Source organism: Psychrobacter sp. SC65A.3, assembly GCF_025642195.1.
Taxonomy (GTDB): domain Bacteria; phylum Pseudomonadota; class Gammaproteobacteria; order Pseudomonadales; family Moraxellaceae; genus Psychrobacter; species Psychrobacter cryohalolentis.
Window position 1 is genome coordinate 1,604,787 of the sequence record NZ_CP106752.1, and the last position, 15,880, is coordinate 1,620,666.

Annotated in this window: 16 protein-coding genes; 10 read left to right on the forward strand and 6 right to left on the reverse strand. The window is 40.5% G+C overall.

What is annotated here, in order from left to right; translation table 11 throughout:
- Window positions 1-12: 12 nt before the first annotated feature.
- The 3 genes from OEG80_RS06815 (at window position 13) to OEG80_RS06825 (ending at window position 2,748) form a co-directional block, all read left to right on the forward strand.
- Complete coding sequence (locus tag OEG80_RS06815; RefSeq protein WP_149408385.1) at window positions 13-939, forward strand: lysophospholipid acyltransferase family protein; 927 nt, start codon at window positions 13-15, stop codon at window positions 937-939.
- Between the two features lie 105 nt (window positions 940-1,044).
- The gene (locus tag OEG80_RS06820) at window positions 1,045-1,845 is read left to right on the forward strand and encodes a glycosyltransferase (RefSeq protein ID WP_149408386.1); all 801 of its coding nucleotides are present in this window, start codon (window positions 1,045-1,047) and stop codon (window positions 1,843-1,845) included.
- A 60-nt stretch (window positions 1,846-1,905) separates the two neighbouring features.
- On the forward strand, window positions 1,906-2,748 hold the full coding sequence (locus tag OEG80_RS06825) for a hypothetical protein (protein ID WP_149408387.1): 843 nt from the start codon (window positions 1,906-1,908) through the stop codon (window positions 2,746-2,748).
- On the opposite strand, the gene OEG80_RS06830 is transcribed toward OEG80_RS06825, so the two are convergent.
- Complete coding sequence (locus OEG80_RS06830; protein ID WP_149408388.1) at window positions 2,741-3,862, reverse strand: glycosyltransferase; 1,122 nt, start codon at window positions 3,860-3,862, stop codon at window positions 2,741-2,743. The genes OEG80_RS06825 and OEG80_RS06830 overlap by 8 nt on opposite strands.
- A gap of 305 nt (window positions 3,863-4,167) precedes the next feature.
- On the opposite strand from OEG80_RS06830, the gene OEG80_RS06835 reads away from it, so the two are divergent.
- Both OEG80_RS06835 and OEG80_RS06840 read left to right on the forward strand, forming a co-directional pair.
- Window positions 4,168-5,733: a glycosyltransferase family 2 protein gene (locus OEG80_RS06835; RefSeq protein WP_263240052.1), complete on the forward strand. Its 1,566-nt coding sequence runs from the start codon at window positions 4,168-4,170 to the stop codon at window positions 5,731-5,733.
- Window positions 5,734-6,507, forward strand: a complete 774-nt coding sequence (locus OEG80_RS06840; RefSeq protein ID WP_263240053.1) for a glycosyltransferase family 25 protein — start codon at window positions 5,734-5,736, stop codon at window positions 6,505-6,507. It abuts the gene before it with no gap.
- A gap of 9 nt (window positions 6,508-6,516) precedes the next feature.
- Here the strand turns inward: OEG80_RS06840 and OEG80_RS06845 are convergent, their stop codons facing one another.
- The 4 genes from OEG80_RS06845 to glnE all read right to left on the reverse strand — a co-directional run bounded on the left by OEG80_RS06845 (window position 6,517) and on the right by glnE (window position 12,731).
- The gene (locus OEG80_RS06845; RefSeq protein WP_020443378.1) at window positions 6,517-7,497 is read right to left on the reverse strand and encodes a glycosyltransferase family 4 protein; all 981 of its coding nucleotides are present in this window, start codon (window positions 7,495-7,497) and stop codon (window positions 6,517-6,519) included.
- Between the two features lie 11 nt (window positions 7,498-7,508).
- A complete protein-coding gene (locus OEG80_RS06850) occupies window positions 7,509-8,507 on the reverse strand; it encodes a glycosyltransferase family 4 protein (RefSeq protein ID WP_263240054.1) in 999 nt (332 codons plus the stop codon).
- 174 nt (window positions 8,508-8,681) lie between these two features.
- Window positions 8,682-9,611, reverse strand: coding sequence for a branched-chain amino acid transaminase (locus OEG80_RS06855; RefSeq protein WP_011513510.1), 930 nt, complete (start codon window positions 9,609-9,611; stop codon window positions 8,682-8,684).
- A gap of 273 nt (window positions 9,612-9,884) precedes the next feature.
- Entirely contained in the window at window positions 9,885-12,731 is a 2,847-nt protein-coding gene (gene glnE / locus OEG80_RS06860; protein ID WP_263240056.1) for a bifunctional [glutamate--ammonia ligase]-adenylyl-L-tyrosine phosphorylase/[glutamate--ammonia-ligase] adenylyltransferase, read from the reverse strand.
- Window positions 12,732-13,154: 423 nt separating this feature from the next.
- Between glnE and tusD the strand changes: the two genes are divergently transcribed.
- The 4 genes from tusD to OEG80_RS06880 all read left to right on the forward strand — a co-directional run bounded on the left by tusD (window position 13,155) and on the right by OEG80_RS06880 (window position 14,761).
- Window positions 13,155-13,586: a sulfurtransferase complex subunit TusD gene (gene tusD / locus OEG80_RS06865; protein WP_149408393.1), complete on the forward strand. Its 432-nt coding sequence runs from the start codon at window positions 13,155-13,157 to the stop codon at window positions 13,584-13,586.
- Between the two features lie 69 nt (window positions 13,587-13,655).
- A complete protein-coding gene (locus tag OEG80_RS06870) occupies window positions 13,656-13,979 on the forward strand; it encodes a hypothetical protein (protein WP_011513507.1) in 324 nt (107 codons plus the stop codon).
- 75 nt (window positions 13,980-14,054) lie between these two features.
- Entirely contained in the window at window positions 14,055-14,393 is a 339-nt protein-coding gene (locus tag OEG80_RS06875) for a hypothetical protein (RefSeq protein WP_149408394.1), read from the forward strand.
- A 2-nt stretch (window positions 14,394-14,395) separates the two neighbouring features.
- The gene (locus OEG80_RS06880; protein WP_410477351.1) at window positions 14,396-14,761 is read left to right on the forward strand and encodes a TusE/DsrC/DsvC family sulfur relay protein; all 366 of its coding nucleotides are present in this window, start codon (window positions 14,396-14,398) and stop codon (window positions 14,759-14,761) included.
- Window positions 14,762-14,830: 69 nt separating this feature from the next.
- Here OEG80_RS06880 and OEG80_RS06885 read toward each other — a convergent pair whose 3' ends face one another.
- A complete protein-coding gene (locus OEG80_RS06885) occupies window positions 14,831-15,391 on the reverse strand; it encodes a tRNA (cytidine(34)-2'-O)-methyltransferase (RefSeq protein ID WP_011513504.1) in 561 nt (186 codons plus the stop codon).
- Window positions 15,392-15,652: 261 nt separating this feature from the next.
- Here OEG80_RS06885 and OEG80_RS06890 point away from each other — a divergent pair, with 261 nt between their 5' ends.
- Complete coding sequence (locus tag OEG80_RS06890; protein WP_011280495.1) at window positions 15,653-15,793, forward strand: entericidin A/B family lipoprotein; 141 nt, start codon at window positions 15,653-15,655, stop codon at window positions 15,791-15,793.
- Window positions 15,794-15,880: the final 87 nt, after the last annotated feature.

Sequence of the window (15,880 nt, forward strand, 5' to 3'; positions counted from 1 at the left end):
GTGTGAATGGTCATGAATCCGTATCATATTTTCAAAATCGTGCCACTGTCTGTCTTGCAGATGCTGGCACGTTTTGTTGCGTGGATAATCTTAAGGATGCCAAGCGCTAGTATCATGCGCACGGTTAAAATCAACATGGCACTGATTGCCCCTATGTTATCTCACCTGCAAAAACAAGCCTTAACCAAAGAGATTATCTATCATCAATGTTTAACCAGCATTGAGTCAATCAAAAGCTGGGCGATGCCACCTGATTGGAGTATTGCTCAAATTCGTGACGTTCATAATAAAGACATCTTACTTGATGGACTTGCTAGTCCTAACGGCATGCTCGCGATCGTACCGCATTTGGGTACGTGGGAGATGATGAATGCTTGGCTCAATCAATTTGGCTCGCCAACCATCATGTATAAGCCCGTAAAAGGTGACATTACCAACAATTTTATATTGCAAGGTCGTGCCCGCCTCAATGCGACATTAGTACCGACGGATGGTAGCGGTGTAAAAGCAGTATTTAAAACACTCAAACAAGGTGGTTTTAGTATTGTCTTACCTGACCACGTTCCTGACCCATCAGGCGGTATCATCGTGCCTTTTTTTGGCATTGAAACGTTGACCAGTACCCTCGCCTCCAAACTTGCTAGTAAAACCAAATGCGCACTGGTCGGATTGGCATGTATTCGCCGCGACGACGGGCATGGCTTTGATATTTATTGCTATAAACTCGATGACCCAGCATTATATGATCGCAATACTGAAACGGCAGCTTATGCACTCAATCTAGCAATGCAACGTATGATTGAAGACAATTACAGTCATTATATGTGGGGTTATCGACGCTTTAAGCATATCCCTATGATAGACAACCCTTATAACACTGATGAAGCCAATCTAGCCGCATTTATTCGCGCACATCATCCTAGTGTCGATAATAAATAAAATCGATACAGTGAAATCCGTACGCTACTGATAGACTCTCAATTTTAGTGTTTTTTATCAATTTTTTAAAAGTTAGCCCCTTATTTATATAAATATGAGTGCACTATGGCAACTGACATGAATCAAAATTTACCAACCAATCAAACGCCAACAGACAGTAAAAACTCTGATCAGCGTTATATTATTTGTATGAAATGGGGTGATAAATATGGTGCTGAATATGTCAACCGTCTTTATAACATGGTGCATCGTAACCTAACTTTAGATTTTCAGATGGTTTGCTTAACCGATGACAGTACTGGTATCGATCCTGCTGTTATCTGCCACCCTATCCCTGAGCTCAATCTACCTGCAGGACCTGAGCGTGGCTGGAAAAAGCTCACGACTTTTAAGCCCGAGCTTTACGATTTAAAAGGCGTTGCATTATTTTTAGATATTGATATCGTTATCGTTGATAATATCGACGGCTTTTTCACTTATAAAGCTGAGCATGAAGACAGCGTCGTCATCATTCGTGACTGGAAAAAACCGTGGCGTATGATTGGCAATAGCTCGGTATACCGCTTCAATATCGGTATGAATACTTATCCTGATTTGCTCGCAAATTTTGAGCGCAACTTCGACAGCATTCGTCAGCAAGTTCGCCATGAGCAAGCGTATCTGTCCAATTATTTACGTGAGCATCATCATTTAGAGTATTGGAACAAAGACTGGTGCGTGAGTTTTAAATATCAGTGTATTGCACCTATTCCTTTTAATCTAGTACGGGCACCTACTCTGCCAAATGATGCTAAAATCGTTATTTTCCATGGTGAGATTAATCCGCCAGACGCGATAGCAGGGGGTGGCGGTAAATGGTATCGTCATGTGAAGCCGAGCCCTTGGCTCAAAGAATATTGGATATAATTTAATCATCAAACCATCATTACTTTAAAATATCTGGAGCTGAAATTGGGATTACCTCCTATGATTGAGTTTGAGGTTGGTAATCAGCCGTTCCCTATTCACGCATTTAACGCAAAAGAAAATCAACAAAACCTTGACCGACAAGCTGTCAATATCATTGCTTCAGGTCCTTCTATTGCTGAGGTAGATTTTATACCTTTACTAGATACAGCCACGATTTTTATTAATGGTAGTATTAGTCTCACCGCTCAGTATAGCTTTACCAAAGTCGTCGGTTATGTCATTAGTGATGCACGTTTTATCCTCCATCAGCCCGATATATTAAATAAATACTACACCGGTCAGCCCTTATATGCCACCTTGGCAGTATTAGAAGCATTGGTCAGCGCCCACCCTGAAATCATAAAAAAATATCATCATAAGATGCGTATTATCTATCTTGTTGACAGACCGTGGGGTGTTAAAGGAAATGATTCAGAATTTAGTCTTTTGCTGTTAGGTAAGGAGTCACGATACCAAGCGCTCAATAGAAAAACGCCACTATCAGCATTTGCTAAGCATGCTAAATTTGTTATCGATAGCTATCATCAGCCATCACCTATCGGGTTGTCCTTAGACATCACCTACGGCTTTGTAGAAGCTGGAACAGTGGCTTATGTAGCAACGCAGCTGGCTTTCTCCCGTGGTGCAAACGCACTGCATTTATATGGTGTTGATCTACTTAATAGTAACGAGCCGCGTTTTTATGAAGATAGAGAGCGTAGTGCGCCCACGACGCTAAATAATGTCATCAGCAATACTATTGTACCGTCATTTAATTTATTAGCCAAAACCTATCAACAATATGGCACGCGTGTTACCAATCACTCTCCTATCTCTAAATCACTTTTCGACTTTAGTTAATATCATTTACTATTGATAGCGAAAAATCTAAATACTGCTGTGCAATATGTTTTGGTAATAGCTGCTGATTTAACGGCGTTATAAATTGATTCGCATTATCTAATGCCTGACTTATTAGCGCTGCCAACCCTTCGATATCATCAATAGCAACTAAGTTTTTCTGTGGTAACAGCTCTCTTGGACCAAAGGGGCAATCCGTACTGATAACAGGTATATTTAAGGCTTGCGCTTCGACGATAACATAACCAAAGCCCTCATACTTAGAGGTCATGACGAGCAGTGCGGCTCCCGCAATCAACGGATAAGGATTGGCATGAAAGCCTAAAAAATATACTTTATCCTCAATTTTTAACTCAATCGCTAATTGTTTTATTTCATCTTCAAGTCGACCTTTACCTACCAAAACCAATGGTAGTCTGCGCTCTGTTTTGGCATAGGCCTGCAGTAAATCACGATGACCTTTCATAGCGTCAAACGAAGCGACATGAATAATATAACCTTTATCAGTCAAGCCAAACTCTTCAATATGAAAATGTTCACTGGCCAATTGCTGAATTTGACTGACATCGCATGGGTTATAAATTGTCGTGGTTCTATTTAAGTTACCTATTAATGCCAATAAATCTTGGCATGCGCCTTCACTGACACAACTGCACGGATGAGCACCATAAACCACTTTTAAATGACTTATGGTTTGAGCAGGTATAGTTGCTAGCTTTTCTTGAAACTGTTTGGACACTGCGGTGTGCAATACGTTCACTATATTTGGTAGCTTACTATATGCCATAATCCAATTAACCTTGTAAATATTGGCCAAGATTAATTTAGGTGTTCCGATATTTTTTAGTACATATTCATCAATGCGCGCTGCAACCTGTTTATAAGCGGTGGCTTGCTCAGTTTCTATATTAAAAAGCGGCTGATTATAAGGGACGATGTGGTAATGCACGTGAGCATCTAAGCACATATCTGTCGTATCTTCTAGGCAAAGCACATGGACATCATAATCCATATCTATATAGGCACGCGCCAATGTCGTGACCATACGTTCTGCACCGCGCCCTTCTAACGCTTTTAATATTAGTAAAATAGTTGGTTTATTGCTAGTTATCATAGTAACCCGTCTTTCATACTTGTGATGCCTATCTTGGTATAATAAATAGCCGTAAAATAATTGTTTAATATTGCAGCGCTCTGCATTTGTATGCTAGTCTCCTCTATTTTTATATTACGAACAAGCATCTATTAAAACATTTTTTTATTCATTCGCTAATACATTTGTTATTGTCTAATTAAACTGTAGGCTACTATTTTTTAGGGTATTAGCCCTTATTTTGATGCAAATCTAAATCACTATCTACAGGAGCATATGGTGTGAATCATGTAAAAAATATTAGGTCATACCGCTTATCAGTAGTAATGATAGTTAAAAATGAAGCCAAAAACCTTGCTATTACTTTACCTTCTCTGCAAGGATTGGCTGATGAAATCATCGTATTAGACTCAGGCAGCACCGATAATAGCCGTCAGCTCGTAGAGCAATATGGCGGAACATGGTATGTCAATACAGATTGGCAGGGATTTGGCAAACAACGTCAATTGGCACAGTCATATGCGACCGGTGATTGGATTTTTGCATTAGATGCTGATGAAGAAGTTACTCCTCAGCTTAAAGAAAGTATACTAAAGATCATCACACAAAAACCTGATAATACAGTCTATGGTATTAAGCGTATTGATTGTATTTTTGGGCACGAAATTGACCCTAGCTATTGGGCAATAAAAGCACACTGGCGTTTATATCCCTGTCACTTTTATTATAATGAAAATCTAGTCCATGAATCTGTCGTCCTACATAATGCTATTACCAAGACATTAGATGGGTTTATGCGCCATCATACAGCCGAAACGCCACTATTTTGGCTACAAAAACGTTTAGATTATGCTAAGGCGTGGGCTGAGGATCGCCATAAAAAAGGTAGAAAAATTAGCTTTTATAAAGTTATTTTCAATCCAATTTGGGCATTTATTAAGCAGTACCTAATAGATGGACGCTTCTTAAAAGGCAAATACGGACTCATATATTCGCTGCTATTTATGCAGTATACCTTTAATAAATACGCTATTTTATATGACCTAACATACAATAAAACAGAGCAAGCATTTATAAAATCGTTGGAAATAGCTGAAAACTTACAGCCAGTAGACGTATCGAAAAAACAAAGCAGCTTGTCTTTAGTAATGATTGTAAAAAATGAAGGCAAGCATTTAGAAGTATGTTTAAAAACAGTACAAGATATTGTAGATGAAATCATTATTTTGGATTCTGGTAGCACAGATGATACTAAAGCCATTGCCCTACAGTATGGTGCTAAATGGTACGTCAATGAACAGTGGCAAGGCTTCGGAAGACAGCGACAGTTGGCACAATCTTATGCTACTTGTGATTATGTCTTAGTACTAGATGCAGACGAACGTCTAGAGAATGATTTAAGACATTCTATTGCTATGTTGTTAAATGAGCCGCTACAGACTGATAGAGTATTTAGTGTGGCTCGAGTCAATCAGTTTTGCGGCGTCGAAGTACAGAAACGAATATGGTATACGGATAAACTGGCACGATTATATGCCAATAGCTTATTTAAATATTCTAATTTAGACGTTCATGAATCGTTAGATCAAAAAGGCGTTCCAAGTGAGGTATTGAAAGGTTATCTATTGCATATTACCAATGATAATTTACACCATTTTTTGATGAAAAATGTGCGCTACAGTCATGATTGGGCAAGAGAAAAACATCATAAAGGTAAAAAGGTAACGCTTTTAGGCATGTTATTACGTTCTTGGTTTTCTTTCTTTCGTGAATACATCATGCGTGCTGACATATTAGGCGGGGCTTATGGCTATATTTTGGCTTTCGCCTCATTAGGCTACACAATGGATAAATATATAATGCTTTGGCAGCTTAACCAAGGAAAAGATTGAATGCAGAACCATGTCATCAGCTTAACAACCGCGACTGATCGTCGTCAGCACATCATTCAAGAATTTACAAAGCAAAACATCCCTTCTGAATTCTATGATGCGATAACAATCTCTCAATTGACGGAAGTGTCTAAAGCATTAGGTTTACGCTTGGCAGAAAGTGAGCGTTTATCACCTATAGAAAAAGCTTGTTTTTTGAGCCATGTTTGCTTATGGCAAAAAATAATAGACGACAATCTCGAATATATGTCAATATTTGAGGACGATATATACTTAGGAGAAAATGCTAATAATTTTCTCACTGATAATCAATGGATATTAGATAACTTAATTGACATGGATATTATCAAATTAGAAACAGCATTAGAGAAAACACATTGTAGTGAAAAAGAAATCAATTATGGAGAGAGATGTTTTTTAAAGTTAGAAAACTGGCATACCGGAGCAGCGGCTTATATTATTTCAAATAAAGGCGCAAAAACACTACTTCATCAGATCAGATCTCTCAATGAAAAAGACTACGTGCCAATAGACGAAATGATTTTTGATAAATTCTTACCTCGAATATCAGTCTACCAAATCTCTCCTGCTTTAAGCATACAATCAACTTTCTTAGAAGCAGATAATCCTACTTTAGCAAGCGATCTGGAAGCTGGACGCATAGAGCATAGAAAAATCAGATCGAAAGATCCACGAGACCTAAAACATTATTTCAAAAAGATTAAACGTAGTATCGGTAAACGTACGTTTTACACTATCGTCCCTTTCGACTAATTCACTAAATCAGTCTCTCATTTTTAATCTTTCTTTAATATTTGCTTTGGCTCTTGGTTTAGTTGCATTAAGTACTTCGCCTGCAAGCACTTTTTCATAGCATTCCATATAGCCTTTTGCCATGGCAACATGACTAAAATACGTCTGCGCATGATGATGACAAGCACGTCTATCAAATCTATCAATATTTTTAGTCGCCTCAACAAGCTCGGCATAACTGTCAGATAAAACGCCAACATCCTCTTGCGTGATGATATCTGGTAGAGACCCAAAAGGTGTTGCCAGTACAGGACAACCCAGATATAGGCTTTCAATGACTGCCAATCCAAAAGGCTCATGCCATAACACGGGAAAGAGCAATCCTTTGGAGTGACGGAGTAACTGATTTTTTTGCTCACCACCGACCATTCCATGGAAGGTCAGTTTTGAGGACGTATAAAAATAAGGGTTCCGACGGATGTTAAAACGATCGCCGCCTAATACATGTAGCGGAATATCCGCTTGCTGCGCTATTTTCACAGTTCCTTGCAGGTTCTTAATTCGCCAAGAAGCTTTTGCTAAAAAATGGACATAGTTTTTAGGATTAAAGTCTGGCTCGCCATAATCATTCCAATACAAACCATTGTGCACATAGCAATTGGCATTATAGTTTTCCGCATGCTTCTTTGATAAATAGATCGTATTGACAGGATATTCTTGTTCAATCTCGCTGTTACTGTGTTCAGTACACACAAATGGAGTATCGATATCATTATCATAGCGAAAATGAAAGTGAATGATATCTGCCCACCCTTCTATTTGCTTTTCTAAAGGCAGTTGCTCATCAAAATAGACCGCATCTTTATGTGAGCTTTTGTGCTTGGTTAAAAACCTGACTTCATGCCCTAGTGATTTTTGTCCTTGATACAATCCCCATAACACTCGTTCAGTACCACCATAATCTTTGGGTGGAATACTTAACTGAGTCAAAAGTACATGTAATATTTTCATCATTTAACCTTTTAATCTTTTAAGACAAAATCATATGGGAGATTTTGAGTCACCTTAGGTGCTGTCTCATGTAAAGCATGACCATTTAAGACTTTTTCATAAAAATATAAGTAGTTCTTACTCATCACAAGGTGATTGAATGTGTCTCGTGCATAATCATGACAGCGCTGACGACTAAATTGTCCAATATTTCTTAGAGTATCTATCATCACACTTTTACTATCGGTACTAACACCGACATCTTGATTGATGAGCTCTGGCAGAGAACCACATCGACTACCAATAACAGGGCAGCCTAAATATAAGCTTTCAATCATAGCTAAGCCAAAAGCTTCATTTGTTAGTACAGGAAAAATCAACGCTTGCGAGTTGCGAATAACCTTATTCTTCTTGTCACCGCCAATCATGCCATAAAACTTAAGATCATTACCCGGATAAATATAAGGTTGATATTTTCCGTCTTTACGCCATTTTAAGCAGTAACGTTTACTACCAATAACATGCAATTTTTTATTTGCTTGTCTTGCAATATCCACACTGTCTTTTAAATTTTTGTCTTTATATTTTGCATTCGCTAAAAAATGTACATAGTTTTCTGGCTGCTTTATATTAGGTTGCTCATAATCCTCCCAGTATAAGCCATTATAAACATACGCTTCTCCCCCACTACGTTCGGCATGTAATTTCCCCAGAAATATAGTATTTTTAGGAAATATAGCAGGGGTAATCTGTTGGTTATGCGTTGTACAAACAAAAGGGGTTTTTAATGTCCCTTGAAATAAGAAATGGAAATGAATAACATCGGCCCAGCCTTCTACTTGATCTTCAATTCCCTGAGCAGGATTGTATAAAATTGAATCAGGATGTTGGTTCTGATGCTTGGTCATAAACTTAACGTCATGTCCCAACTCTTTTTGCCCTTTATATAATGCCCAAACAACACGTTCAGTGCCTCCATATTTTAAAGGCGGTATAGGCATCCTAGTAAGCAGAACATGAAGGATTTTCACAGCTACCTCGATATAATGTGTATTCAAACCAGATTAGTAAAATACTTTAAAAAGCAGTTATTGTAGACTATTTATGAATATAGTTATTTAATAGCTCTACTTAAAAAGAATCATTTAATCATAAAAAAGCTGGACAGTGACGTCCAGCTTTTTAAAAAAAATAAAGTAACACAATCAGTCAATAAAACTTAACCAATCCATATACTGCTCATTACGACCATGAACCACATCAAAGTATAAGGTTTGCAGCTTTTCAGTCAACGGACCGCGACCACCATTACCGATAGTACGATCATCGTATTCACGAATAGGCGTGACTTCAGCAGCAGTACCAGTCATAAATATTTCATCCGCTAAGTAGAACTCATCACGAGTGATACGGCGCTCAACAACTTTAATGCCCAAATCTTCAGCAAATTGGACAATAGTTCGACGCGTGATACCGTCAAGTGCCCCGCCTGCTAAATCAGGAGTATGTAGCACACCATCTTTAACTAAAAATAAGTTCTCACCAGCGCCTTGGCAGACATAGCCTTGTGGATCCATCAAGATGGCTTCGTCATAGCCGTTACGGGTCACTTCTTGGTTCGCCATGATAGATACTGGGTAGTTACTTGAGGCTTTTGCTTTACACATGGTCACGTTTGGCAAATGATGGGTATATGATGACGTTTTTACACGAATACCGTTTTTGATACCTTCTTCACCAAGGTAGGCGCCCCAATGCCAAGCGGCTACCATGGCATTAACGCTATTATCACGTGATGACAGACCCAGTTTTTCGGCACCGAACCAAATTAGCGGGCGAATATAAGCTTCTGCTAGATTGTTCTGCTTGACCACATCTTTGTGTGCTTGCTCAAGTGTTGCTGCATCAAAAGGCACGTCCATTTGGAAAATCTTTGCCGAACCTAGCAGACGCTCAGTATGTTCTTTTAAGCGGAAAATCGCGGTACGGTTATCAGCAGTTTGATAGGCACGGACGCCTTCAAAGACTGCGATACCATAATGCATGCTGTGCGTAAGCACATGAATTTTGGCATCTGGCTGTTCAATCATCGTGCCATTCATCCAAAGCTTGCCTTCCTTTGTTGCCATATTCATCTAATAATCCTTATGCTAGCGCTAACGTCTAACTTTTTTTGTTGAGTGTTAAGTAAATGTTTTAATTAAAATTTTATAGTGACACTGAGTGTCTGTTTTAATGCACGAATATCATGTGCAAATTTAATGCGCAAATGATTATATCACCAGCACGCCAAGCAAATGAAATATTTTAGTTCATTACTGCAGTGCCTTTATTTATATGGCGTTAAATATCAGTGCCAAGACTGTCTTAACACTGTCCTTTCATTCAGCACAGCCGTTTTAATACCGCTATTCTGTCGATTCCACACCCATCAAATGCTGCCACTGCGCCTGTACGAGTGCACGGGTTTCAGTCCAAAGCGACTCATCGACCAGTAATGACTGCTCGGATAGTGCCAATTGATGCGTTGCAGCCCTTATGCGCAAATAAGCATCCGTCAAATCTTGACAGATCTCACGCTCCCAAATACCTAGTGTCGCCATCTCCTCAAAGATACGGACGTTATCGCTCCATTTGGTCAAGGTTGGATGTTCATGCGAATAGGCCAGTACGGCAAATTGTGCCAAAAACTCGATATCAATGACACCGCCTGCATCTTGTTTAAGATGAAACTTACCCGCTTGCTGTTGCCATTGGCTCGTACCCAGATGCTTTTGCATTTTGATACGCATACTTGTCACTTCGATACGTACTTCCTCAATTGTGCGCGGTAATGCTAAGACAGTACGGCGAATATCACAAAAACGGGCTGTGACGCGTTTATCACCGCAGATTGCACGCGCCCGTACCAGCGCTTGATGCTCCCATGACCAAGCTTTCTCAAGCTGATAGGTTTCAAACGCATGACAAGACACCACCATCATGCCAGCATTGCCGGAGGGACGCAGGCGCATATCTACCTCATAAGCACGGCCATCACGGGTTTGGGTATTAAGATAGGTCATGAGCTTTTGCGCCAAGCGTGCCGCAAACTTCATGCCACTGACCGAATTTTCACCCGTGGTCATACCCTGCTCTTTTATTTTATGCAAAAACACCAAATCTAAATCTGATGAATAAGACAACTCAAGACCGCCAAGCTTGCCATAGCCGATAATAGCAAAGCCGCAATCTGCTTCGGTGACCGGATCGCCATCTTGGCCAATAGGATAACCATAACGTTTCACAATTTCAGCAAAAGCACGTTCAAGCGCCGCTTCTAATACCACTTCAGCAATATAAGTTAGAGAATCCGACACCTTCATGATTGGACGTTCAGCCAACACATCACTGGCGGCAACCGCTAATACTTGATTCTTTTTAAATAATCGTAATACGCTAAGCAGCTTTTCTTCGTCATTAGGCTCTACTCTCAATAACTGCTGACGCAAGATATCACGCAGCTCAAGTTTGTCTGGCAAATGCCGATAGCGTTGCTGTAAAAATGTATCTAATAACACTGGATACTGTGCCAGCTCTTTGGCAATCCAAGGGCTAGCAGACAGCATCGGAATCAACTCAACCGTGGCGTTTGGGTTCTCTGCAATCATAACCAAGTAGATAGAACGACGACAAATCGCTTCCAGCAAGGCAATCAAGCGCGGCAATGCAGTATTCGCCAATTGCTGCTGATCTTGATGAGCAAGTAGCGCATGCACAATTACTGGATACGCTCCGTCCAAGCGTTCACGAGCCTCATCGCTTAAATTGGCCACCATTTTTGACTGCCAAAAATTTTGCAATTGGCTATGATTCTCTTCCGTCAACACGTCATTTAAACGAGCCACTTGCTCATCCAAGTTAGCAGGTTCTAGCTCATCATCGTGATCCGGTACTTGCCTTTCAGTAACCATACGCTCAAACGGCACATTGACATGATATCGATGATAATTAAGCGTATTTAATAATGCAGCCCAGTCTTCAAACCCAAGCGTGAGCGCAAGATTGTGCTGCCAATGCACATCATGAGGAAGACGCTGGGTTTGCTGGTCATTGATTGCTTGAATACCGTGCTCAAGCCGGCGTAAAAACCGATAAGCACTTTGCAGTTCCTGATAAGTGGTTTCTTCTAAATACTTAAGCTCATACAGCGCCTGCATTGCCTTCAAACAAGATTTGACCTGTAGCTGCGGATGCCGTCCGCCATAAATCAACTGGAAAGCTTGAACGATAAACTCGATATCTCGAATACCACCAGCACCGAGTTTGATATTGTCCAAATCCTCACGCTGGGCGACTTGATTCTGAATCAGAGACTTCATCTCTCGTAATGCCGAAAAAGCACTATAATCGACGTAATATCGAAAGACAAACGGCTTAATAAGTGCTTGAATGTCATCATAGAACGGTCGCTCTATGTGCCCAACCACGCGGGCTTTTAGCCAAGCAAACCGCTCCCATGCCCGCCCATGCTGAGAAAAATACTTCTGTAATGCTGACAGATGAATCGCCAAATCACTACCATCACCCCATGGGCGCAGGCGCATATCTACTCGAAACACAAAACCATCAGCGGTATTATTGTCGAGCAACTTAATAATACCTTGACCGAGCCGAGTCATAAAACGCTTATTATCTATACTACGCGTGCCTTTAGCTTTATCCCCATCAGTTTCACCGCGCGCTTGATGGATAAAAATCAGATCAATGTCACTTGATAAATTCAGCTCATGAGCGCCAAGCTTGCCCATTGCCATAATCGCCATATCATCAACTTGCGCATTGCCTTTCTCATTAATAAAGGTAGGCTGACCATATTGAGTCACCAACTGCTGATAGGTATAGTTTTTCGCAAATAAAATACAACCATCAGCGAATTCGGACAGCTCGTCGGTCAATTGCTCAAGCTCAATCACTGCCAATGCGTCTTGCCATACCCAACGCATCATCAGTAGCATACGCAAATTGCGTAAACCACTCATCACTTTGTTTTCATGGCCAAGCTGATAATTTTCGTCCAAGGTATAATCTTGTATCAGGTCATCAATCTGTTGGCGCGTTAAGGTCGTGTCTAAAGGATAACTGCGTAAAAACGTCTGGCAGGCGCCCGTGCGACTTTGCCAAATTTGATAAGCAAACTCACTGGCAGTTTGCAATACTTGTAGCTGTTCTGATGTGGGCTGATAGCCGTTACCATTTGGAGTGGTAGATAGCATAATGATGATACCTCATTGCAGCATAGAGCCATAAGCCTACGTGAACTGGGCGAATAAGTTTATTGTTTTTTCTTACGGAACGGTCACAACTGCTATGGATCAGTTAAACACTATGCTTTTATAGTAACATAAATAAAGTAATGCGCTGCCAAGAGCAAGCATATAGCGAATTCAGTATTAAAGCGCTACAGTAGGACTGGGATGAATTTTACGCAGCCTCTGTCGGCGTAGGCACAGCACGCCAGAAAAATTTATACCAGTACTGCGTTGGAACATAACGTATCTGTTTTATTTAGAATTGACTATACTTGCAAAAAATGAAAAAGCGCTGAATGATGATACAATATACAGCCACACAAGGTCTCAGTTCTTTTTCAATACTCATTTATTCAATGCTTATTAATACTATGTGATACCGCCATTATGACACTCTCAACACCTCTACTTTTGATTACCGCTGACCCAAGCCATCCACTTGCCTATCTGGCATTACGCTATGCGCGCGCTTATCTACAAAACGCCTCTTTAGCCGATAATGCGCCTAATAGCGCGGATCATGAAAACTCTGTATTAAACATCTTCTTTTATGCAGATGCAGCACATACTGCCAATCGTTTAAGGTGGCAATCCGCTGATCAATCAAATATTACCCAAGAGTGGCAGGTACTGGCAGAACAATATAATCTTGTGCTGCCAGTATGCGTCAGTACGGCACTCAGTCGCGGTATTAGTGATACGGACAACAGCAGCCGCCATCAGTTAGAGACAGAAAATCTAGCGACAGGTTTTAAGCTGGTAGGTCTGAGTGAGCTTGCTATGATGATGCAAGGCGACTGTCGCTTACTACAATTCTAATAAAGATGATGGAAATAAAAATTCAGTTTGATACCAATAGATAGCGACAAATAAGATTAGGAAAACCTCATGAAATTACTCATTCGGCTGCATACGCCCACTGAAATGGCAAGCTATGAAGGCTGTGCGCTGGCCTTGACGTTGGCAACCTTTGGGCACGAAGTGCAGCTGTATTTGGATGCGCCCGTCTTTGGATTTTTAATGCAGCCAAACTCACGCTTGCAAGGTATGATTCAAGCGCTTGAGCTTTATGATATGCCGCCAGCGTGGCTACCTGACGATGTTTTTAGTGGCTGGATAGCTGGCATGCTACCGACGGACTTGGCAACGCAGTTAGTCTTGATTCCAGAAGAAGTAAATTTACAAGTATTTGAGCAAATTCTCACTTTTTAATCTTAAAGCTATAAATAGCAAAGCTGATGTAAAATTTTATTGTTTCAAACCTATAGCAAGCAATCGGACACGAGTATGGCAACTTTATATCAATTACATAGCAGTATGGATACGCTCAGACGCACTACGGAACAAATGGCGTTGTCATGGCAGGCGGGCGATAGCATCCTTTTGTTGGGTACAACCGTCGCATTTATAGATTGGTTCAATGCATATTTGGGCGATATCGAGAATATGGAAATAGAAACCATTGCTGGTATTTACGCGCTTGCCGACGATGTGGCACAGTTGCATGAAAATACCGCAGCGAAGCTTAATCTAGCGGCAAAGCTCACTGATATTTTAAGCGATGCAGAATGGGTAGCGATGACCCAAGACAGCCGCTTTGATAAAGTCGTGACGATTGCCTTATGAGTATGTCTACTAACTCGTCTACATCCTCTCTGAGCTCAATCGATTTAGCATTAGACGATGTGGCATTAGACCAAGATGGACATTTATGCGACCACACTGTCTGGACGCCAATTATTGCACAGCAGCTAGCCGATACCTTGGACGTACATTTAAATGCTGAGCACTTGGCCATATTGCAGCAAGTACGAGCGTTTTTTATAAAATTTAATCACGCCCCCGCTACCCGCCCGTTGATCAAATGGCTGCAACAGACTTTGCCCGATAATGACATCAGCAATCAAAAGCTACAGCAGCTATTTAACACAGGTCTGGTCGCCCGCCATGTCAATCGCCTCGCTGGGCTACCCAAACCGCCGAATTGCTTATAAATGCTCATAAAAAAGACAGATAAATTCTTTATTTATCTGCCTTTTTTATGAGCATTTATAATAAAAGTACTACTTTGGGTCGTAGACGATGAGTGTCTCATAGCCGATACTACGACCTTCATCACCGCCAAATCCTTGTTGTCGCCATACCTCATATAAACATATTGCCACGCTGTTCGACAGATTCAAACTGCGTGAATCTGCTAGCATCGGCAATCGTAGCCAGTTATCAGCGCCAATATCTTCACGTATATCATCTGCCAGTCCCGCTGTTTCTGAGCCAAAAACCATGGCCACATTATTTCCAGAAAAATCACTGCCCGACTCTGCAGTCTCTTGTCCACCAAAATCATAATCATAAAAAGGCTTACTTAACTTGGTGGTCAATGCCGTAATGGTATGACAGTCAGCATCCTGCAATGCTTGCTTTGCTATTGACCAATTGTCGTGTACTTGCAGATGGGCATACTCATGATAATCTAATCCTGCACGGCGCAATTTTTTATCATCCAGCTCAAACCCTAATGGTTTGACTAAATGCAGCTGCGCCCCACTATTGGCACACAGACGAATGATATTGCCCGTATTACTGGGCATTTTTGGCGCTACCAGCACGATATGAATGGTCATACTCTCTCCGTCATTAGCATTAGGGTTATTTTTCTGACTTATATGGCAAAGGTAATTAAAAGTTACAGTTTACTGCCAATAATTACATTTTGATACTGGGCACGTATTTTAACTTTGATTATGATGGCTGTAACGGACAAGGGGATAATATAAAAATATTGTCATCGTCTGTTATCATCTTGCAGTGTAACTTAGGATCAACATCAGGTTTCACTGTTACTACACTACTTATCTGTATCTGTCTTTTTTGAGGAATATACCATGAAAAAATTAGTTATCGCATCTTTGGCTGCTATGTTTGTATTAACTGGTTGTAACACTTTTAAAGGTCTAGGCCAAGACGTATCAAGCGCTGGTAGTGCTGTAAGCGGTACTGCACAAGAAGTACAAAACAAAATCTAAGCTTTAAATATTTAGGTTGTTTAAAGGGCTTATCATCTATGTGATAAGCCCTTTTTTATGAAGCTTAAGTTCTGAATATTTAACAAG

What these genes read in the sequence shown, in the direction of transcription:
- OEG80_RS06820 (WP_149408386.1), top strand. Translation starts at nt 1,045, where the DNA reads ATGGCAACTGACATGAATCAAAATTTACCAACCAATCAAACGCCAACA.
- OEG80_RS06880 (WP_410477351.1), top strand. Translation starts at nt 14,396, where the DNA reads ATGTCTACTAACTCGTCTACATCCTCTCTGAGCTCAATCGATTTAGCA.
- tusD (WP_149408393.1), top strand. Translation starts at nt 13,155, where the DNA reads ATGACACTCTCAACACCTCTACTTTTGATTACCGCTGACCCAAGCCAT.
- OEG80_RS06825 (WP_149408387.1), top strand. Translation starts at nt 1,906, where the DNA reads ATGATTGAGTTTGAGGTTGGTAATCAGCCGTTCCCTATTCACGCATTT.
- OEG80_RS06815 (WP_149408385.1), top strand. Translation starts at nt 13, where the DNA reads ATGAATCCGTATCATATTTTCAAAATCGTGCCACTGTCTGTCTTGCAG.
- OEG80_RS06890 (WP_011280495.1), top strand. Translation starts at nt 15,653, where the DNA reads ATGAAAAAATTAGTTATCGCATCTTTGGCTGCTATGTTTGTATTAACT.
- glnE (WP_263240056.1), bottom strand. Translation starts at nt 12,731, where the DNA reads ATGCTATCTACCACTCCAAATGGTAACGGCTATCAGCCCACATCAGAA.
- OEG80_RS06885 (WP_011513504.1), bottom strand. Translation starts at nt 15,391, where the DNA reads ATGACCATTCATATCGTGCTGGTAGCGCCAAAAATGCCCAGTAATACG.
- OEG80_RS06840 (WP_263240053.1), top strand. Translation starts at nt 5,734, where the DNA reads ATGCAGAACCATGTCATCAGCTTAACAACCGCGACTGATCGTCGTCAG.
- OEG80_RS06845 (WP_020443378.1), bottom strand. Translation starts at nt 7,497, where the DNA reads ATGAAAATATTACATGTACTTTTGACTCAGTTAAGTATTCCACCCAAA.
- OEG80_RS06870 (WP_011513507.1), top strand. Translation starts at nt 13,656, where the DNA reads ATGAAATTACTCATTCGGCTGCATACGCCCACTGAAATGGCAAGCTAT.
- OEG80_RS06830 (WP_149408388.1), bottom strand. Translation starts at nt 3,862, where the DNA reads ATGATAACTAGCAATAAACCAACTATTTTACTAATATTAAAAGCGTTA.
- OEG80_RS06855 (WP_011513510.1), bottom strand. Translation starts at nt 9,611, where the DNA reads ATGAATATGGCAACAAAGGAAGGCAAGCTTTGGATGAATGGCACGATG.
- OEG80_RS06835 (WP_263240052.1), top strand. Translation starts at nt 4,168, where the DNA reads ATGATAGTTAAAAATGAAGCCAAAAACCTTGCTATTACTTTACCTTCT.
- OEG80_RS06875 (WP_149408394.1), top strand. Translation starts at nt 14,055, where the DNA reads ATGGCAACTTTATATCAATTACATAGCAGTATGGATACGCTCAGACGC.